16 protein-coding genes, 5 tRNA genes and 1 riboswitch are annotated in these 14,449 nt (G+C 65.9%); of the genes, 5 read left to right on the top strand and 16 right to left on the bottom strand.

Features of this window, described 5'->3' with window-relative positions; all coding sequences use genetic code 11:
• Window positions 1-214: 214 nt before the first annotated feature.
• Window positions 215-418 carry a helix-turn-helix domain-containing protein gene (locus AC5P7F_RS09700; protein WP_014646673.1) on the bottom strand — a complete coding sequence of 68 codons (204 nt, stop codon included), beginning with the start codon at window positions 416-418 and terminating at the stop codon, window positions 215-217.
• Window positions 419-529: 111 nt separating this feature from the next.
• Between AC5P7F_RS09700 and AC5P7F_RS09695 the strand changes: the two genes are divergently transcribed.
• Together AC5P7F_RS09695 and crcB are read left to right on the top strand one after the other, a co-directional pair.
• Complete coding sequence (locus AC5P7F_RS09695) at window positions 530-931, top strand: helix-turn-helix domain-containing protein (protein WP_005415999.1); 402 nt, start codon at window positions 530-532, stop codon at window positions 929-931.
• Between the two features lie 22 nt (window positions 932-953).
• Window positions 954-1,017, top strand: a riboswitch (Fluoride riboswitch).
• Window positions 1,018-1,098: 81 nt separating this feature from the next.
• Entirely contained in the window at window positions 1,099-1,491 is a 393-nt protein-coding gene (crcB, locus tag AC5P7F_RS09690; protein WP_014646672.1) for a fluoride efflux transporter CrcB, read from the top strand.
• Window positions 1,492-1,494: 3 nt separating this feature from the next.
• Here the strand turns inward: crcB and AC5P7F_RS09685 are convergent, their stop codons facing one another.
• Together AC5P7F_RS09685 and AC5P7F_RS09680 are read right to left on the bottom strand one after the other, a co-directional pair.
• Entirely contained in the window at window positions 1,495-2,328 is an 834-nt protein-coding gene (locus AC5P7F_RS09685) for a cupin domain-containing protein (protein WP_164077627.1), read from the bottom strand.
• A gap of 141 nt (window positions 2,329-2,469) precedes the next feature.
• On the bottom strand, window positions 2,470-2,988 hold the full coding sequence (locus tag AC5P7F_RS09680) for an AAA family ATPase (RefSeq protein WP_164077628.1): 519 nt from the start codon (window positions 2,986-2,988) through the stop codon (window positions 2,470-2,472).
• Window positions 2,989-3,248: 260 nt separating this feature from the next.
• Between AC5P7F_RS09680 and AC5P7F_RS09675 the strand changes: the two genes are divergently transcribed.
• Window positions 3,249-4,322 carry an alpha/beta hydrolase family protein gene (locus tag AC5P7F_RS09675; RefSeq protein WP_164077629.1) on the top strand — a complete coding sequence of 358 codons (1,074 nt, stop codon included), beginning with the start codon at window positions 3,249-3,251 and terminating at the stop codon, window positions 4,320-4,322.
• A 175-nt stretch (window positions 4,323-4,497) separates the two neighbouring features.
• Here AC5P7F_RS09675 and AC5P7F_RS09670 read toward each other — a convergent pair whose 3' ends face one another.
• The 5 genes from AC5P7F_RS09670 to AC5P7F_RS09650 all read right to left on the bottom strand — a co-directional run bounded on the left by AC5P7F_RS09670 (window position 4,498) and on the right by AC5P7F_RS09650 (window position 6,454).
• Window positions 4,498-4,767 (bottom strand): hypothetical protein, encoded by a 270-nt coding sequence (locus AC5P7F_RS09670; protein ID WP_032959304.1) that lies wholly within the window; start codon window positions 4,765-4,767, stop codon window positions 4,498-4,500.
• Between the two features lie 217 nt (window positions 4,768-4,984).
• Entirely contained in the window at window positions 4,985-5,899 is a 915-nt protein-coding gene (locus AC5P7F_RS09665; protein ID WP_014646667.1) for an ADP-ribosylglycohydrolase family protein, read from the bottom strand.
• 121 nt (window positions 5,900-6,020) lie between these two features.
• Window positions 6,021-6,094: transfer RNA gene (locus AC5P7F_RS09660), tRNA-Cys, on the bottom strand.
• Window positions 6,095-6,160: 66 nt separating this feature from the next.
• A tRNA-Gly gene (locus AC5P7F_RS09655) sits at window positions 6,161-6,236 on the bottom strand.
• Window positions 6,237-6,378: 142 nt separating this feature from the next.
• Window positions 6,379-6,454: transfer RNA gene (locus AC5P7F_RS09650), tRNA-Gly, on the bottom strand.
• 130 nt (window positions 6,455-6,584) lie between these two features.
• Between AC5P7F_RS09650 and AC5P7F_RS09645 the strand changes: the two genes are divergently transcribed.
• Together AC5P7F_RS09645 and AC5P7F_RS09640 are read left to right on the top strand one after the other, a co-directional pair.
• Window positions 6,585-6,986, top strand: a complete 402-nt coding sequence (locus tag AC5P7F_RS09645) for a hypothetical protein (RefSeq protein WP_046429875.1) — start codon at window positions 6,585-6,587, stop codon at window positions 6,984-6,986.
• Window positions 6,979-7,428, top strand: coding sequence for a hypothetical protein (locus AC5P7F_RS09640; protein ID WP_014646638.1), 450 nt, complete (start codon window positions 6,979-6,981; stop codon window positions 7,426-7,428). The genes AC5P7F_RS09645 and AC5P7F_RS09640 overlap by 8 nt, the downstream gene beginning before the upstream one ends.
• A gap of 2 nt (window positions 7,429-7,430) precedes the next feature.
• On the opposite strand, the gene AC5P7F_RS09635 is transcribed toward AC5P7F_RS09640, so the two are convergent.
• The 8 genes from AC5P7F_RS09635 to pgsA all read right to left on the bottom strand — a co-directional run bounded on the left by AC5P7F_RS09635 (window position 7,431) and on the right by pgsA (window position 14,434).
• Window positions 7,431-8,345, bottom strand: coding sequence for an HlyD family secretion protein (locus tag AC5P7F_RS09635; RefSeq protein WP_014646637.1), 915 nt, complete (start codon window positions 8,343-8,345; stop codon window positions 7,431-7,433).
• Window positions 8,342-9,070, bottom strand: coding sequence for an ABC transporter ATP-binding protein (locus AC5P7F_RS09630; RefSeq protein WP_049404602.1), 729 nt, complete (start codon window positions 9,068-9,070; stop codon window positions 8,342-8,344). Before AC5P7F_RS09630 ends, AC5P7F_RS09635 begins: the two co-directional genes overlap by 4 nt.
• Window positions 9,071-9,080: 10 nt before the next feature.
• Window positions 9,081-10,220, bottom strand: coding sequence for an ABC transporter permease (locus AC5P7F_RS09625; RefSeq protein WP_032959316.1), 1,140 nt, complete (start codon window positions 10,218-10,220; stop codon window positions 9,081-9,083).
• Window positions 10,217-11,680 (bottom strand): TolC family protein, encoded by a 1,464-nt coding sequence (locus tag AC5P7F_RS09620; RefSeq protein ID WP_164076926.1) that lies wholly within the window; start codon window positions 11,678-11,680, stop codon window positions 10,217-10,219. The genes AC5P7F_RS09625 and AC5P7F_RS09620 overlap by 4 nt, the downstream gene beginning before the upstream one ends.
• A 367-nt stretch (window positions 11,681-12,047) precedes the next feature.
• Window positions 12,048-12,123 (bottom strand) — tRNA-Gly (locus tag AC5P7F_RS09615).
• Between the two features lie 114 nt (window positions 12,124-12,237).
• Window positions 12,238-13,344: an NAD(P)/FAD-dependent oxidoreductase gene (locus AC5P7F_RS09610; RefSeq protein ID WP_075075706.1), complete on the bottom strand. Its 1,107-nt coding sequence runs from the start codon at window positions 13,342-13,344 to the stop codon at window positions 12,238-12,240.
• A gap of 138 nt (window positions 13,345-13,482) precedes the next feature.
• Window positions 13,483-13,558: transfer RNA gene (locus AC5P7F_RS09605), tRNA-Gly, on the bottom strand.
• A 249-nt stretch (window positions 13,559-13,807) separates the two neighbouring features.
• Window positions 13,808-14,434, bottom strand: coding sequence for a CDP-diacylglycerol--glycerol-3-phosphate 3-phosphatidyltransferase (gene pgsA, locus AC5P7F_RS09600; RefSeq protein WP_012510614.1), 627 nt, complete (start codon window positions 14,432-14,434; stop codon window positions 13,808-13,810).
• Window positions 14,435-14,449: the final 15 nt, after the last annotated feature.

The raw sequence follows: 14,449 nt of genomic DNA, 5'->3' as shown, positions 1-14,449 counted from the left end.
ATCGAAATTATTAATCGTTCACGAAACCACATACGGGATGACAGGCTTCCCGGATGGGCCGGAGCCGACAACCTACCCGATTCCTCCAGCCTCTGCCTTGGTAGGCCTCATCGATAGCCCGACCCCGTTCTATCGAAGTTTCCTATGTTGCTAAGCATACTTAGCAAATGGCACTTAGAGTGCTATATGCGACAAAAGGCGGCGCAGTTGAGGCTTATTCGCCCTGCGTGGCTTCAGTTGCCGGGAACAGGTTGGGATAGCGCTGATGCAGGATGTATTGGCGTAACGCAGGAATCGGGAAATCCTTGGGCCATTGCGACACTGCAGATCGGCTTATGCCAAAAAAGCGCGCCAGTTCGGCATCGGTGCGGAAACCCAGCCGGGTGCGCACCTGCCCCTTGCTCCAGAATTCGGTCACGGTCGGTCCTTCTGTTAACCAGACTTATTCTTGGAACAAGGGATCTTTGCGATCCACGCGTTAAGCTGGCTTGCATAGATGAATACTCTCGGCCAACGACTCGCCATTGCCATGAAGAAAGCCGGGCACCCTCGCCCGGCCGATCTGGCCCGCGCCGCCGATTCGACGACGGCAACCATCAGCAACTGGCTCAACGACCACGTCAGCCCCGCCCATGTGAAGGCCGAACAGCTGTTCCGCATCGCCGATGCGGCCAAGCTGGACGCGCGTGAACTGCTGTATGGCGTGAGCGGGCTTGGCGTCGGTGAGCGGGGCAATACCTATATCCCCAGCCAAGCCCACCTGGATGTCTGGCAGGACGCCTACGAACTGGTCAGCCATCTGGTGGAAGAGAAGGGCCTGGAGATCGACCACCGCCGCCACGCGGCCCTGGACCTGCTGGCCTTCGAACTGCTGATGGACGGCTTCAGCCGCAGCAAGGTCATCCGGGTGCTGACGACCTCGATGACGTGAATGCACTACCGCTGGTAGCATGGTCGCCGATGGGGATGGGGCTCCCCCGATAACCGCCTGAAAGGGCTGATGGCTCCTGCCAGGACGAACCGGCGTTCGTCGATGGCAGGCCGTGCCTGCCCTCGGCGTTCGCCATCGAATCAGCGAACCCGTACCCGAGGCACGTGATGCACGCATTGAACAACTACTTGCTGGTCTTCATCGGCGGCGGGCTCGGCGCCTGCCTTCGCCATGCCTGCAACCTGATCGGTACGCGGGTGGCAGTCGGCAGCCCGTGGCCATGGTCGACCTTCCTGATCAACATCAGCGGCGCGCTGCTGATGGGCGTGCTGGTCGAAGCCTTCGCCCTGCGCAATGGCGCCTCGCCGCAGCTGCGCCTGCTGCTGGCCACCGGCGTTCTCGGCGGCTACACCACGTTCTCCACCTATGCGCTGGAAATCGGCGTGCTGCTGCAGCGCGGCCAGCACGGCCTGGCAGCGTTGTACGCCGGCGGTTCGGTGGCACTGGGCCTGGTCGGCCTGTTCGGTGGCATGAAACTGGCCCGGCTGGTGCTGGGCTGAGACTCAGGCCGCGCCGGCGCGGGCCTGCCCGCGCCACTCGCGCGGCGACTGCCCGGTGTGCGCCTTGAATGCGCGCGACAGCGCGGCTTCGCTGCCGTACCCCACATCGTCGGCAATCCGCTTGAGCGGTCTGCCCTGGCGCAGTGCCTGCTGCGCCAGGCCCACCCGCCAGCCCTGCAGGTATTGACCGGGCGTGGTGCCCATCGCCTCACGGAAACTGGCAGCAAACACGCTGCGTGACATGCCGGCGACCTCGGCCAGGTCTTCCAGGGTCCAGGACTGTGCGGGCGCTTCATGCATCGCCACCAGCGCCAGCCGCAGCCGCGGATGACCCAGCCCGGCAAACAGGCCACCACGCATTTCGCCACCTTCCATCAGCTGGCGCAGCACCTGGATCATCACCACCTCGAACAGCCGGTTGACCATCGCCGCACGCCCGCAACGCTGCTCGAAGGCTTCCTCGAACAGCAGTTCCAGCGCTGCGTTGCCGCCGTACAGATCGGCCAGCGGCAGGCAGATGAAATCGGGCAATGCGGCGCTGATCGGGTTGAGCCGTCCGCCCTCGAAATGCAAGTTGGCGCAGGCCATGTCGGCGCCCTGCTGCGGGTCGGTACTGAAGCGATGCGGCATCGGCCGCGGGTACAGCAGCAGGCTCGGCACCTCGACCTGCACGGTCTGGTGGCCGTGGCTGACCTGCAGCGGGCCACGTCGCACCAGGTGCAACTGCCCGGCTTCATCCTCGCCCTCCAGCGTGTTGATGCCGCACAGCGCGCCGGCATGGAACACCGAGGCGGTGACCGAAAAACGTTCCAGCAGAATGGCGAGACGGTCGACCATGACGGGACTCCGGATCAAGCGAGACGAACTCAATGCGACAGATCGTATCGGATTCGGCGGTTGAGGGGGCGGCACTGGCTGAGTGATCCGTCTCGAATTCATGCAGCTGCGCCAGCATGACGACGGCCGCCTGGTGCTGCGCTACGCCGGGCCTGCCTCGGTACAGCGCATCACCACGAAGCGCTCTTCCGCGGCCGGTGCAACGAAGTGGCGGGTGATACGTTCGAACTCCTCGTCGCTGGCCTGGAACGGATGTTCGCCGAGAGCATTGCGCGCGCGCAGCCGCGCCTTGCAGACCTCATCGGCAATGTCGAGGAAATGCAGTTGATGTGCAGCGCCAACCGGCGAGAACACTTCACGTGCCCACGCGCGGCTGGCTGGCGTATTGAATGGAAAATCGAGCACCACCGAAACACCGGCCTGCAGCAATGTGCGCAGATGATCGGCCAGCACATTGCGCAACGTGGCTGCACGCTGCAGATAGTCGGCAATGGAATGGATTTCGCCCGGATACAGCGCCGCCAGCCACGTGTCTTCGCTGATCAATACGTGGCGCGGCTTCAACGCCAGCTGCTGCGACAGGGTGGATTTGCCGGCACCGATCTTGCCGCACACCAGGTGCAGCGTCGGCGCAGCGTCGTTCGATGAAAGGTCGTGCATCTGTATTCTCCTTGGTGGATTCATTACCCGGGAGAGCGCTGCATGCAACCCGCCTTCCCGGGCAGGTTGCTTGGCCGTGATGACCGCGCGCTACCCCGCCTTCCCGTGGGGAATGCGGATAATCGACGCGATGCTGTGCAGGGCCATGCCGCCAGCGTAGAGCGCAGCACCGCCGACCGGCAATGCCCTGCGGCACTGCAGCGCGCGCAAGGTTGTGCAGGGATCTATGCTCGGCGCCATTCCCGCATGGAATGACCCCGATGCGAACCTTGTTTCGATGTGCGCTTGCCCTCTGCCTGCTGCCCTGGATGACATTGCTGGCTGCACCACCGCCGGCACCGCGCACGCTCAGCGGCGAGCGGCAGGGCGCACCGTGGCGGCTGGATGTTCCGGCCAGCTGGAACGGCGACCTGGTGATGCTGGCCCATGGCTACGAACCGGTCGGCATGCCACGCACCGCACCCATGGCGGCCAATGACAGCACCGCGCCACTGCTGGCAGCAGGTTACGCCGTCGCGCAGAGCGCCTATGCCAGCCAGGGCTGGGCGGTGGCCGATGCGATCACCGACATGGAACGCCTGCGCCAACAGGCAGTGGCTGAACTCAAGCATGTCCGCCACACCTGGATGCTGGGATTCTCGATGGGCGGCGCCGTGACCATCGGCAGCCTCGAGCGCTTCCCGCAGCACTACGCAGGTGGCGTGTCGCTGTGCGGCGCCAATCTCGGTGGCGAACAGATCGCGACCGATCTGCTGACCACGCTGGTCGCATTCGATTACTTCTTCCCCAAGGCCGATGGGCTGCCGGCCGCCGGCCTGGTAGCGCGCGAAGTCGCCGCGCTGCCACAGGGCGAGTTGTACCAGGGCATCGCCAATGCCCTGCAACGTGATCCGTCGCACGCCGCAGTGCTGGCGCGGCGGCTGCAGGTGTCCCCTGATGCACTGGCCGGCGCCATCAGCCTGCACGCACTGGTGCTGCACGAACTGGCCACGCGCAGCGGCGGCATGCCGGTCGGCAACCTGGGGGTGGTGTACAGCGGATTCGGTGACGACGCCGCATTCAATGCCGGCGTTCAGCGCATCGATCCCGTGCCTGCGGCACAGGCGCATGTCCGCGACACGCTGGCAATGACCGGCGCACTGAAGCGACCGCTGGTGATCCAGTTCAACCACAACGACCCGACCATCGTGCCGCACATGCAGACGGTGTATCCGCAATTGGCCGTACGGGCTGGCGCACGCCCGCTGCCACGCGTGTTGCCGCCGGTGGGCGAAGGACACTGTGGTTTTTCTGGGACACAGGTGGTCGACGCCTTGAAAGCAGTGCAACGCTGAGTCCATCGCGTGCCGCAACGCATCACCACCGTGCGGGAAGGGGCTGCTCGGGTGGCGTGTGTCGTTCAGCCGCCAAGGCCTCGGCCTGACCAGCATGGTGCTGCACGATGCACGCCGCCCGATCGGCATGCAGGGCCAGGCGCTGACCGTGCGAGCGCAACCATGACGGGCCCAGTCAGCCGCCCAGCGTGCCCATCGTGAAGGTGTAGCCCGAGCTCATCAGGAATTCGCGCATGCGCATTTCCGCGCGCCGCGGTGAGGCCAGGCTGGCCGGCGCATACAGCGCATACACCAGGCCCGATCCCTCGATATGCTCGCGGCGGACCTCGCAGCGGGCGGTTTCCGAGGCAATCACCCATCCGTCCTTCAGCCGCTCCGGCCCGATGGATTGCCCGTTCTTCAAGCGAAAGGTCAGCCAACGCACATCTGCCATGACTTTGCTCATTTCCGTTTCGCTCCGTGGCTGAAGCGACGCGTGATGTCCTTGCTCGCCATTGCGGCTCCCTGAGACGTGGAACCCGACCATAGCGCCTTTCCATGTCGTGGGTGGCTGAGACTGGCGGCCGCGGCATGCGAGCTGCCGCACGGGTTCCCTCGCGGCGTCGGAAATGGCGACGGCAGGGAGCGTCCTGCCGGCGCAGTTCACGGGCAGGGAACCCGACTCACGCAGCGCGGTCGCTGCCCTGGTTCAAGGCGTGCAGCGCATCGGCCAGCGCCTGGATTTCGGCACGCAGGGCCAGCCGCTGCAACCACCGCCCGGGGATTCCGCGCGCACCATGGAATGCGCCCGCCAGCTGCCCCGCGATGGCGGCCGTGGTGTCGGCGTCCTCGCCAAGATTGGCCGCCTCGAGTACGACGGCTTCAAAGGTGTCGTGGCGATCAAAGCACCAGAGTGCAGCTTCGACACTGTCGACAACATAGCCATTGCCACGGATCTGCTCACGCGCGGCACCGCGGTAGCCGCCCGCCGCGATCTGCTGCAGCCGCGCGCTCTCAACGGGGACATTGCTGAGATCCAGCACCGCGTCACGGGTGCCACCTGCCAACGCCCGCTCCAGCGCGACCGCCAGCAAGCGGCACGCCTCCAGGCACTCCTGCGCAGCGTGCGTCGTTCGCGAACTCAGCTCGGCCATTGCCTGCAGGTCGGGGGTCCCGGCGTAGCGCAATGCCACCGGCGCCAAACGCATGATCGAGCCATTGCCAGCGCTGCGTGGATCGTCACTACCCGCCAGCGGATGGCCATCCTGCAGGAACCGGTCGATCGCAGCCCGCGTTGCCATACCGATATCGAAGCACTCGCCGGTCGCACTCCAGTACCCATGCCGGTACCAGTTGGCGTAGCGGTTCATCTGATCGTGCACATCGAAGGTGTCACAACGCACCAGGCTCTCGGCCAGGCACATCGCCATGGAGGTATCGTCGGTCCATTGCCCCGGCTGCAGCTGGAACGGCCCACCACCCACCATGTCGGTGATCGGGGTGAAGCTGCCACGAGGCTTGAACTCCAGCGTGGTACCGACGGCATCGCCGCACGCGAGGCCGAGCAAGGCGCCGCGGAAGTGATCAATCTGGTTCATCAGACCAGTGTAGCGCCACCGGATCCGCCATGACTGGCCGCCAGGCCGCGCAACGATCGCGCAAGCGGGAACGCAATCGTAGCCAACAAAAAAGCCCTGACCGGAGTCAGGGCTTTTCAATTGGAGGCCTCAAGCGGAATCGAACCGCTGTAAACGGATTTGCAATCCGGTGCATAGCCACTCTGCCATGAGGCCAACGTACTGCGCGCCAGGAACGGAACCCTGACAAGACAAAACCCCATGATGGGGCCTGTCGGAACATGGAGCGGGAAACGAGACTCGAACTCGCGACCTCAACCTTGGCAAGGTTGCGCTCTACCAACTGAGCTATTCCCGCGTAAGCCGACATGCTACCGGAAATCCGGAAAACACACCAGCGATTTCACCTTTCTGACTGCGCGCAAAGCCTTGCGGCTCAACGTGCCCCGCCTTGCCGTGGCGGGAGAAAAACAAGGCCCCTGCCGGGGCCCTGTAGAATCTGGAGCGGGAAACGAGACTCGAACTCGCGACCTCAACCTTGGCAAGGTTGCGCTCTACCAACTGAGCTATTCCCGCAGATTCCGTTCGACCTGCGTCGAAGGAGCGCTATTGTGTCCAACTTCCATCACGCCGTCAACAGTCTTCACATCATGCGGTCACGGGCGTCCGCACTGGGGTACGCTGCCCCGCCCAGCCCCATGCGCCCATGTTCCTTCGCGGCAAACCCTTGTTGATCGCCCTGCTGCTGCATCTGCTGGTGGCGCTGCTGTACTGGGCACTGATTCCGCTGGGAATGAACTGGTATCGCGACCATTTCGGCTTCACCGCCCATCGCGACATCGGCCTGGGCATCGCCCAGTTCCATCTGTTCTGGATGTTCATTGGCGCCCAACTGCTGATCGCAGTGTTGCGGCCATTGTTCGCCAAGCTGCTGGTGCTGGCGGCGCCGCTGGCGTTCGCCAGCTGGACGCTGATGCACGACCATCCGCTGCGCCTGGTGTACTTCACCGTTGGACCTGGCCTGCTGGCACTGGCCGCAATCGCCGCAAGCCTGCGCTATTCGTCGCGGGCAACCTCCCGCTACACCACGGACACCACCGATGCCTAGACGTTACATCCGCCTGTTCTGGCTGCTGGTCGCGCTGACCTGGCTGGCGCTGATCGCCGCACTGGTCAATGCCGGCTTCACTCCGGACTACTGGCTGCTGCACCACCTGGAAGGCGCCGAACTGCCCTACCCGACCAGCACCGTCATCGTCTTCGCGTTGCTGGGCACCGTCGAACTGGTGGTAGCCGCCTTGATCGTGCGGCCGTGGAGACTGAAACGCCTGTGGCTGCGCCTGCTGATCGCCTTCGCCCTTCTGCTGCTGTGGTCGGTGCCGTGGATGCTGTCGGCGATGCATCAGCCGCCGGTACAAGGCATGCATCTGCTGTGGCTGCTGCTGTTGGACGTGGGCCTGCTGCTGGCGCTGTGCATGGTGTCGGCGGTGAGCGCGTGGCGGGCGTTCAGGCGTCGAGGGCGCGCGGATGCGCCCCCGTTGCAGCACTAGGCCTACTTCCGGAACTCCACCCGCACATGCTGGCCGAAGCGCGCCTTGGCCTCGCCATCGAACTCCAGCACGCACTCCACCACCTTGGCCACGCCACGCCCCGCGTCTTCAGGCAGGCGAGCCTGCGCGAACACCGGGCTGATGCGTACCACGCGTGCGGGCGGCAGCGTGCTGGCGTTCTCGGCACCATCGCTGTCTGGCACCACGGTGGCCCTCATGCCCACCTGCACGGCATCGGCGTAGGCCGCGCTGAGTTCGGCACGTACCTGCAGCGGGCGCGCCGGCAGCAGTGATATCGCCGGCTTGCCGGCCTGCACGAAGGCGCCGAGGCCCGGCACCTGGCCGACCACGGTGCCGGCTTCCGGCGCGCTCAGCGACATCTGCTGCAGTTTCAGCCTGGCGTGTTCCAGCTTGTGCTGGGCCATGTCGACCTGCGCACCGGCCACGTCGACATCGGCGCGTACGCCAGCCAGCTGCTGCTTGGCCGCATCGGCCTGCTGGTTGGACGACACGCCTTCGCTCGCACCCGTGGACAGGCGGGTGGCATTGCGCTCCAGTTCGCGCAGCTGCGCCTGGCTGCCCTTCAGGCGGTCATTGGCCAGTGCGAGATCAGCGGTGGCCATCGCCACTTCCTGCTGCAGCAGCGCACCGTCCAGCGACAGCAGAAGCTGCCCCTTCTTCACCGTGGCGCCCTCCTTCACCAGCGCGGCGGTGATCGAACCATCCACCGGCGGCGCCAGCGCGATCAGGCCACCCTCGACATCGATGATGCCGCGCGCCACCGCAACCTTGCCGGCGGTGGCAGTGCTGGCTTTACCTGCAGGTGCCTGGGCGGGCGCGTCCCTGGAACAGGCGCAAAGCAGCAGTGCCGCGGACAGTACCAGGCTGAGGGGAAGCAGGTGCGACGTCTTGGTCATGGGGCGGACTCTACGGTTTCGTTCTGGCGGCGGTCATCACGGACCATGCCGTCTTCCATGGCGATCACCCGATCGGCATGCCGGATCAGGCGCGGATCGTGGCTCACGCACAGCACGGTGGCGCCATGCGCACGTGCGTAGCGATGCAGGATGTCGATCACGCGCTGGCCATTCTCGGCGTCCAGCGCGCTGGTGGGTTCGTCGGCGAAGATCAGTGTCGGCGACTTGGCGAAGGCACGGGCCACCGCCACGCGCTGCTTCTCACCGCCGGACAACTGCGCCGGGCGCATGTGGCTGCGGTGGCTGAGGCCCACTTCTTCCAGCGCCTTGCGCGCCAGCGGCTCGCTTTCGCGATTGCGCATGCCGCGGTAGCCCAGCGGCAGCTGCACCTGCTCCAGCGCAGTCAGTGCCGGGAACAGGTTGAAGCCCTGGAACACGAAGCCGACATGGTGCAGGCGGAAGCGCTCCACCTCGCCGCGGGTCATGTGGCCCACGTCCTGGCCCAGCGCGTGCACGCGACCGCCATCCGGCGCGGACAGGCCGGACAGCAGCGACAGCAGCGTGCTCTTGCCGCACCCCGAAGGGCCCGAGACCAGGGTCAACTCGCCCGGATAGATGTCCAGCGACAGGCCGCGCAGCACCGGCACCTGCATATCGCCGGACATGAAGCCTTTTTCCAGTGCGTCGGCCTGCAACGTTGGGGCGACGGCATGTTTGGAGGTCATCGGCCGGTCCTCAACGCAGCAGCAACGATGGATCGGAGCGGACCACACTGCGTACCGCCATGATGCTCGACAGCATGGCCATCACCGCGACCAGCGCCACGCAGCCGATGATGACCATCGGCGTCAGCTGCACCGGCACGCGCTGGGACTGTGCGATCAACAGCACGACGGTACTGAACGCCGCCGCCAGCAACATGCCCACGCCACCGATCAGCAATGCCTGCTCGAATACCACCCGTGCCAGCGCGTAGCGACCTGCGCCGAGCGCGTTGAGCGTGGCGTACTCGCGCACCGAACCAGCCACCACCGAGGCGAACGACTGGTTGGTGATCACCGCGCCGACGAAGCAGACGATGACGGCCATGAACAGCACCGCGATGCCGGCGCCGGTGTCGAACAACCAGTACTGCTGCGAACGGCTGGCGAACGCCGGCGCGGTCCAGAACTCGACCGGCGTGGCCTGGCCCATCGACGCAGCGAGGCGGTCGCGCACGCGGTCGGCCAGGTCCGGCGAGCGCAGGCCCGCCACGAAATAGGTACTACCCTCGTGCGGATCGGTACCGGCGATGGCACGCGCGGTATCCAGCGAGGCCAGCACGTTGACGCCACCGAGGCCACGCAGGCCCGGTTGCGCGGCGACCACGCGCACCGCCTTGCCATTGATCCATGCACGGTTGCTCTGCAGGTCCACGCCCAGCGTATCCAGGTCGGCGCTGTCGACGATCACCGCCCCCGGCTCGCGCAGCTGCGCGCGCAGGTCGGCAGGCAGGATGCGCGCGAACATCATTGCGTCATCGCCGGTGGAGATGCCGGACAGGTACACCGACACGTTGCCGGTACCCTGCGCGCCCGAGCGCCATTCGCCATCGACCCACTCGTAGGGTTCGACGCGGGTGACATCCGGGTCCATGCGCAGGTGGCTTTCGACGTCGGCGCTGATCGCATGGCCGTAGTTGACGCTCTGGGTGCCGGGGAAGCCGGCCCAGATGTCGGCCGAGGACGCTTTCACGTAGATCGCAGCGGTACCGAAGATGCCCAGCACCAGTGCCGCCTGCACGATCAACAGCACACCGGCGAAGCACATCGCCAGCACCACCGGCAGGAACCGGCGCCATTCATAGGCCAGGGTCTTGCGGGCCAGCGCGATCATTGCGATTCGCCCTCACCCTCGACAGGCAACGGAGCACCACCGAGGGCGCGGTAGAGCGACGCAAAGGCCAGCACGCGCGCACCCTGTGCACCGATCAGGTCGGCCTGCGCGGCGAGTGCCGCACGCTGCCCGTCAAGCCCGTCGAATTCGCTGGACAGCCCCAACTGCACCTGCCGCGCCTGCCGCTTGACCTGTTGCCCGGCGGCATCATCGGCCGCGCGCAGCGACTGGATGCTGCTGTCCTGGCGCGCCAGGCTGCCGAGCGCGCCTTCCACTTCGCTCACGCCTTCCAGCACCGCCTTGCGGTAACCCAGCAAGGCGGCATCCAGCTGCTTTTCATCGGCATGGAAGCGTGCGCGGCGCTGGCCCCAGTCCCACAGCGGAATATCGATGTACGGGCCGATCGACGGGCTCGAATCGGAATTGGAGCGGGCGTTCTGGGTTAGGTTGTAGGCGTACAGGATGGAGCCACCGAGGCTGACACGCGGATACATCGCGGCGCGTGCCGAACCCTTGCTGGCAGCAGCCTGCATCACCTCCGATTCGGCCAGCAGGATCTGCGGCCGATGGCGCAGCAGATAGGCCGGGACCTGCTGCAGCGAGAACGCACCCAGCGTCGGCGGCGTGCGATAGGCACGCCAGGCCGGGTCCGGGCCATCGCGTCCCAGCAGCAAAGCCAACGCACGGGCAGCGTTGTCCGCGTTTTCCCGTGCCTGCGCCGTGGCCGCGCGGGTGGCGGCCTGGCGTGCACGCAGGCGATCAAGTTCGCCGGGCTCATCAAGGCGCAGGCGCTGGCGTACCAGGGCCAACTGTTCGCCGCGATCGTCCACCGCCTGCTGGCGGGCCAACAGGTCCTGCTGGGCCTGCGCCACGGTCAGATCCAGATAGCTGCGCACCACGTCGGCGATCACCGCGACCTGCGCGGCACCACGCAGCGCCTCGGCGTTACCGGCCGACGCCTGCGCGCTCAACTGCGCGCTCTCGGCGGCGCCGAACAGGCCCAGGTCCCAGATCGCTTCGATACCCGCGTGGAAGTAGGTGTCGACCGCAGCGGCATCCTGCACCTGCTTGGCGCTGGCCGTGATTTCCGGCAGGAAGCGCGAATCGGACGTGCCGGCGACAATCCGCACGGCCTGCAGGCGCAGCGTGGCCTGCTGCAGGTCGAGGTTGCCGGCGATGGCCTGATCGACCAGTCCATCCAGCGCTGGGTCGGACAACACTTTCCACCACTGTTTGGCGTCCACCGCCACGCCTTGGCCCTGCGGCACCTGGGTCCAGGTGCTGGGCGTGCGATCAGGCAGATCCGGAACCGGCACCGACATGCAGCCCGCCAATGCGAGACTTGCGAGCAGCGCGCCGGGTCGCAGCACTGCCTGCAGGGAGAGTCCGCGCCCCGTCCTGGGCACTGCCACTGAAGTGATACGCCTGACCACCAGCCCGCCAACGTGTAGAAGGAGCATGAAGGCTACCGTGCGATTGTGGAGCGAACATGGAGAAATGGTCCGAAAAAGGTCACAGCACGCGTGCGGTTCAGGCAACGCCGGCGCAGGCCTTTCGCCAGCCTTTCAGTGCCTGCAGCAGGCGGAACACTGGTGCGGATTCCAGGTCATTGCGTCTGTTGCAGCCCCTCGTGCCAGGTGCTTCCGATCGTCCCCACGATCGCTGCGCCCCCCCGTCATGCCGATTGCGACACCAATGTCGGAATCGCCCCCAGCTGCAGACTTACCACGCCCACCATGAAAATGTCGTGGCCCGCCTGTAGCGACCCGCCTGGCCAACGTCATGACAAACGAAAAACGCCCCCTTGCGGGAGCGTTTTTCTGATTCTGGAGCGGGAAACGAGACTCGAACTCGCGACCTCAACCTTGGCAAGGTTGCGCTCTACCAACTGAGCTATTCCCGCAGATTCCGTTCGATCTGCGTCGAAGGAGCGCTATTGTGTCGATATTGCTGCACGGCGTCAACAGGAATTTTCACCGGCATTGCGGGAGGCGTTCAGGCCCTCAGGACCGACACCTCAGGTTCGCAGGCCACGGCGGTGGAAGTAGACCTGCTCGGCGATGCGCCGCGTGGCCCCCGTGTGCAGCAGTGCGTTGAGCGGCCAGTCGGCCTGCAGATGGTCCATCGCCCAGCGCAGCAGGCGCTTGCCGTGGAATGCCGGCGCCACCTGCCGCGCCACCCGTTCCGCTTCCGGCCCTTGCCCACGCAGATGGCGGGAAATCGCCTCGCCGACCGCCCAGCCGTGCCGCCACGAGGAGTGGATGCCGCCGGCGGACAGCGGCGAGACGATGCCTGCCGCGTCGCCGGTCAGGATCACGCGTTGGCCGGTGAAGGGCCCATCCGGCCGGCCGCACGGGACCAAGCCGGCGCGGGTGGCCGAGGGACGCGCCGAAGGCGGAATGCCGACCACATTGCGCACGTGGTCGAGGAAGCCATCGATATCCGGCGGCCGTACCTGTTGCGGGTCATGACGCAGCGCCAATCCCACCTGCAGCCCGGTCGGATTCTGCGCGACCCAGCCGATGTAGCCCGGTGCGTAGCGCTTGCTGACGAAGCAATGCAGTGCATCGCCCTGCGACACCTGCAGGCCGGCGAACTCACGCTCGACGCCGTAGAGGTTGTCACGCACCTGGCCAAGCCCGGTGCGTTGTGCCACGCGTGAGCGTGCGCCGTCAGCGCCAACCAGATAGGCGCATCGCCCTGCCCCATCCACCTGCCAGCCGTCACCACTGCGATGGGCGTCGGTAAAGGACTGCTGCAGGCGCAGGTCGACGCCGTTCGCATGCAGCTCGCTGGCCAGCCAGCGCATCAGGTTCGGCGTATCGGTGGTGAGGAAGTAATAGCCCGGTGCGGCCAGCAACACGCTGCGAAGGTTCGGCGCATACAGGCGCACGTTTGCGACCCGGTCCACCAGATGTTCGGGCATGCGCCCCAGCCAGGTCTCCTCCATCGCTTCCTTCACCACGATGCCGGTGGTGTGCAGGCGCTCGCCGGGGTCGACCTTGCGTTCCAGCACGCAGACGCGCAGACCGTACTGCGCGGCGGCCAAGGCGCAGGCGGCACCGGCGAAACTGGCGCCGACGATGACCACATCGTGGTCGTAAGCAGAGGATTGATGAGGCATCGCGGCATCGCCGGGCTGGAACGGAGATACAGCTTCGCGAGCACGCGTGGTGAGGCGATGGGGTGGCGGTGAAGCAGGGATGAAGTGCCCTGCACACAAACGAAAAACGCTCCCTTCCGGGAGCGTTCTTCTTGAATCTGGAGCGGGAAACGAGACTCGAACTCGCGACCTCAACCTTGGCAAGGTTGCGCTCTACCAACTGAGCTATTCCCGCTTGGGAGGCGAAATTCTACCTGTTCCAAGGATGGCGTCAAGCGGTTTTTCCGGGGCCTGCGAGGCGCCTTGCACCGCGTATCCATGCATGGCGTGGATCTACTACAGCGTCTCCGCAAACTGATGGATCCGCCCCCTCCGTGGATGCGGCATTTCCAGTAGATCCACGCCGTGCGGGGATAGGCGCATCGATGGGGTCAGAGCCCTTTCCTTCGGAAAGGGATCCGACTCCGGGGCTCAGACACCGGGCTCAGTTGCCCAGCTTCTTCTGCCGCGCACGCTCGCGCGCAGCGCGCTCATCGTCGCGCAGGCTCGGCCAGGCGGCGTGCAGGTACTGCAGGCCCGACCACAGGGTCAGCACGGCGGCAATGGCCAGGGTCCAGTCGCCGATATGGAACACCGGCCAGCCCATCCAGATGTCTTCCACCGGCACGTTCGGGGCCACCGAGTAAAGCAGGCACAGCAGCGCGACCATCTGCGCGGTGGTCTTGACCTTGCCGATCATCGCCACGCGCACCTTCGCGCGCTGGCCCAGCTCGGCCATCCATTCGCGCAGCGCCGACACCGCGATCTCGCGGCCGACGATGACCGCCGCCCAGAACGCCATCCACGGCGTCGGATGACCCTGCACGATCAGGAACAGCGCCACCGCCACCATCAGCTTGTCCGCGACCGGGTCGAGGAAGGCGCCAAAGGCCGACTCCAGCTGGTAACGGCGTGCGATCCAGCCATCGAGCCAGTCGGTGATCGCGGCCAGGCCGAAGATCGCCGCCGAAGCGAAGTTGGTCCAGGTGTAGGGCAGGTAGAACACCAGCACCAGCACCGGGATCATCACGATCCGCAACAACGTCAGCCAGGTGGGCAGGGTCAACTTCATGCTTGCGTGCTTCTC

This window comes from Stenotrophomonas sp. YJH_SMC_105-26, assembly GCF_059368915.1.
The sequence above is the reverse complement of the archived record's forward strand: the minus strand, read 5'-3'. Positions and strand labels throughout refer to the sequence as shown.

Coding starts and splice junctions, on each gene's coding strand:
- AC5P7F_RS09695 (WP_005415999.1), top strand. CDS start 530: ATGAAGAAAGCCGGGCACCCTCGCCCGGCCGATCTGGCCCGCGCCGCC.
- crcB (WP_014646672.1), top strand. CDS start 1,099: ATGCACGCATTGAACAACTACTTGCTGGTCTTCATCGGCGGCGGGCTC.
- AC5P7F_RS09685 (WP_164077627.1), bottom strand. CDS start 2,328: ATGGTCGACCGTCTCGCCATTCTGCTGGAACGTTTTTCGGTCACCGCC.
- AC5P7F_RS09680 (WP_164077628.1), bottom strand. CDS start 2,988: ATGCACGACCTTTCATCGAACGACGCTGCGCCGACGCTGCACCTGGTG.
- AC5P7F_RS09675 (WP_164077629.1), top strand. CDS start 3,249: ATGCGAACCTTGTTTCGATGTGCGCTTGCCCTCTGCCTGCTGCCCTGG.
- AC5P7F_RS09670 (WP_032959304.1), bottom strand. CDS start 4,767: ATGAGCAAAGTCATGGCAGATGTGCGTTGGCTGACCTTTCGCTTGAAG.
- AC5P7F_RS09665 (WP_014646667.1), bottom strand. CDS start 5,899: ATGAACCAGATTGATCACTTCCGCGGCGCCTTGCTCGGCCTCGCGTGC.
- AC5P7F_RS09645 (WP_046429875.1), top strand. CDS start 6,585: ATGTTCCTTCGCGGCAAACCCTTGTTGATCGCCCTGCTGCTGCATCTG.
- AC5P7F_RS09640 (WP_014646638.1), top strand. CDS start 6,979: ATGCCTAGACGTTACATCCGCCTGTTCTGGCTGCTGGTCGCGCTGACC.
- AC5P7F_RS09635 (WP_014646637.1), bottom strand. CDS start 8,345: ATGACCAAGACGTCGCACCTGCTTCCCCTCAGCCTGGTACTGTCCGCG.
- AC5P7F_RS09630 (WP_049404602.1), bottom strand. CDS start 9,070: ATGACCTCCAAACATGCCGTCGCCCCAACGTTGCAGGCCGACGCACTG.
- AC5P7F_RS09625 (WP_032959316.1), bottom strand. CDS start 10,220: ATGATCGCGCTGGCCCGCAAGACCCTGGCCTATGAATGGCGCCGGTTC.
- AC5P7F_RS09620 (WP_164076926.1), bottom strand. CDS start 11,680: ATGCTCCTTCTACACGTTGGCGGGCTGGTGGTCAGGCGTATCACTTCA.
- AC5P7F_RS09610 (WP_075075706.1), bottom strand. CDS start 13,344: ATGCCTCATCAATCCTCTGCTTACGACCACGATGTGGTCATCGTCGGC.
- pgsA (WP_012510614.1), bottom strand. CDS start 14,434: ATGAAGTTGACCCTGCCCACCTGGCTGACGTTGTTGCGGATCGTGATG.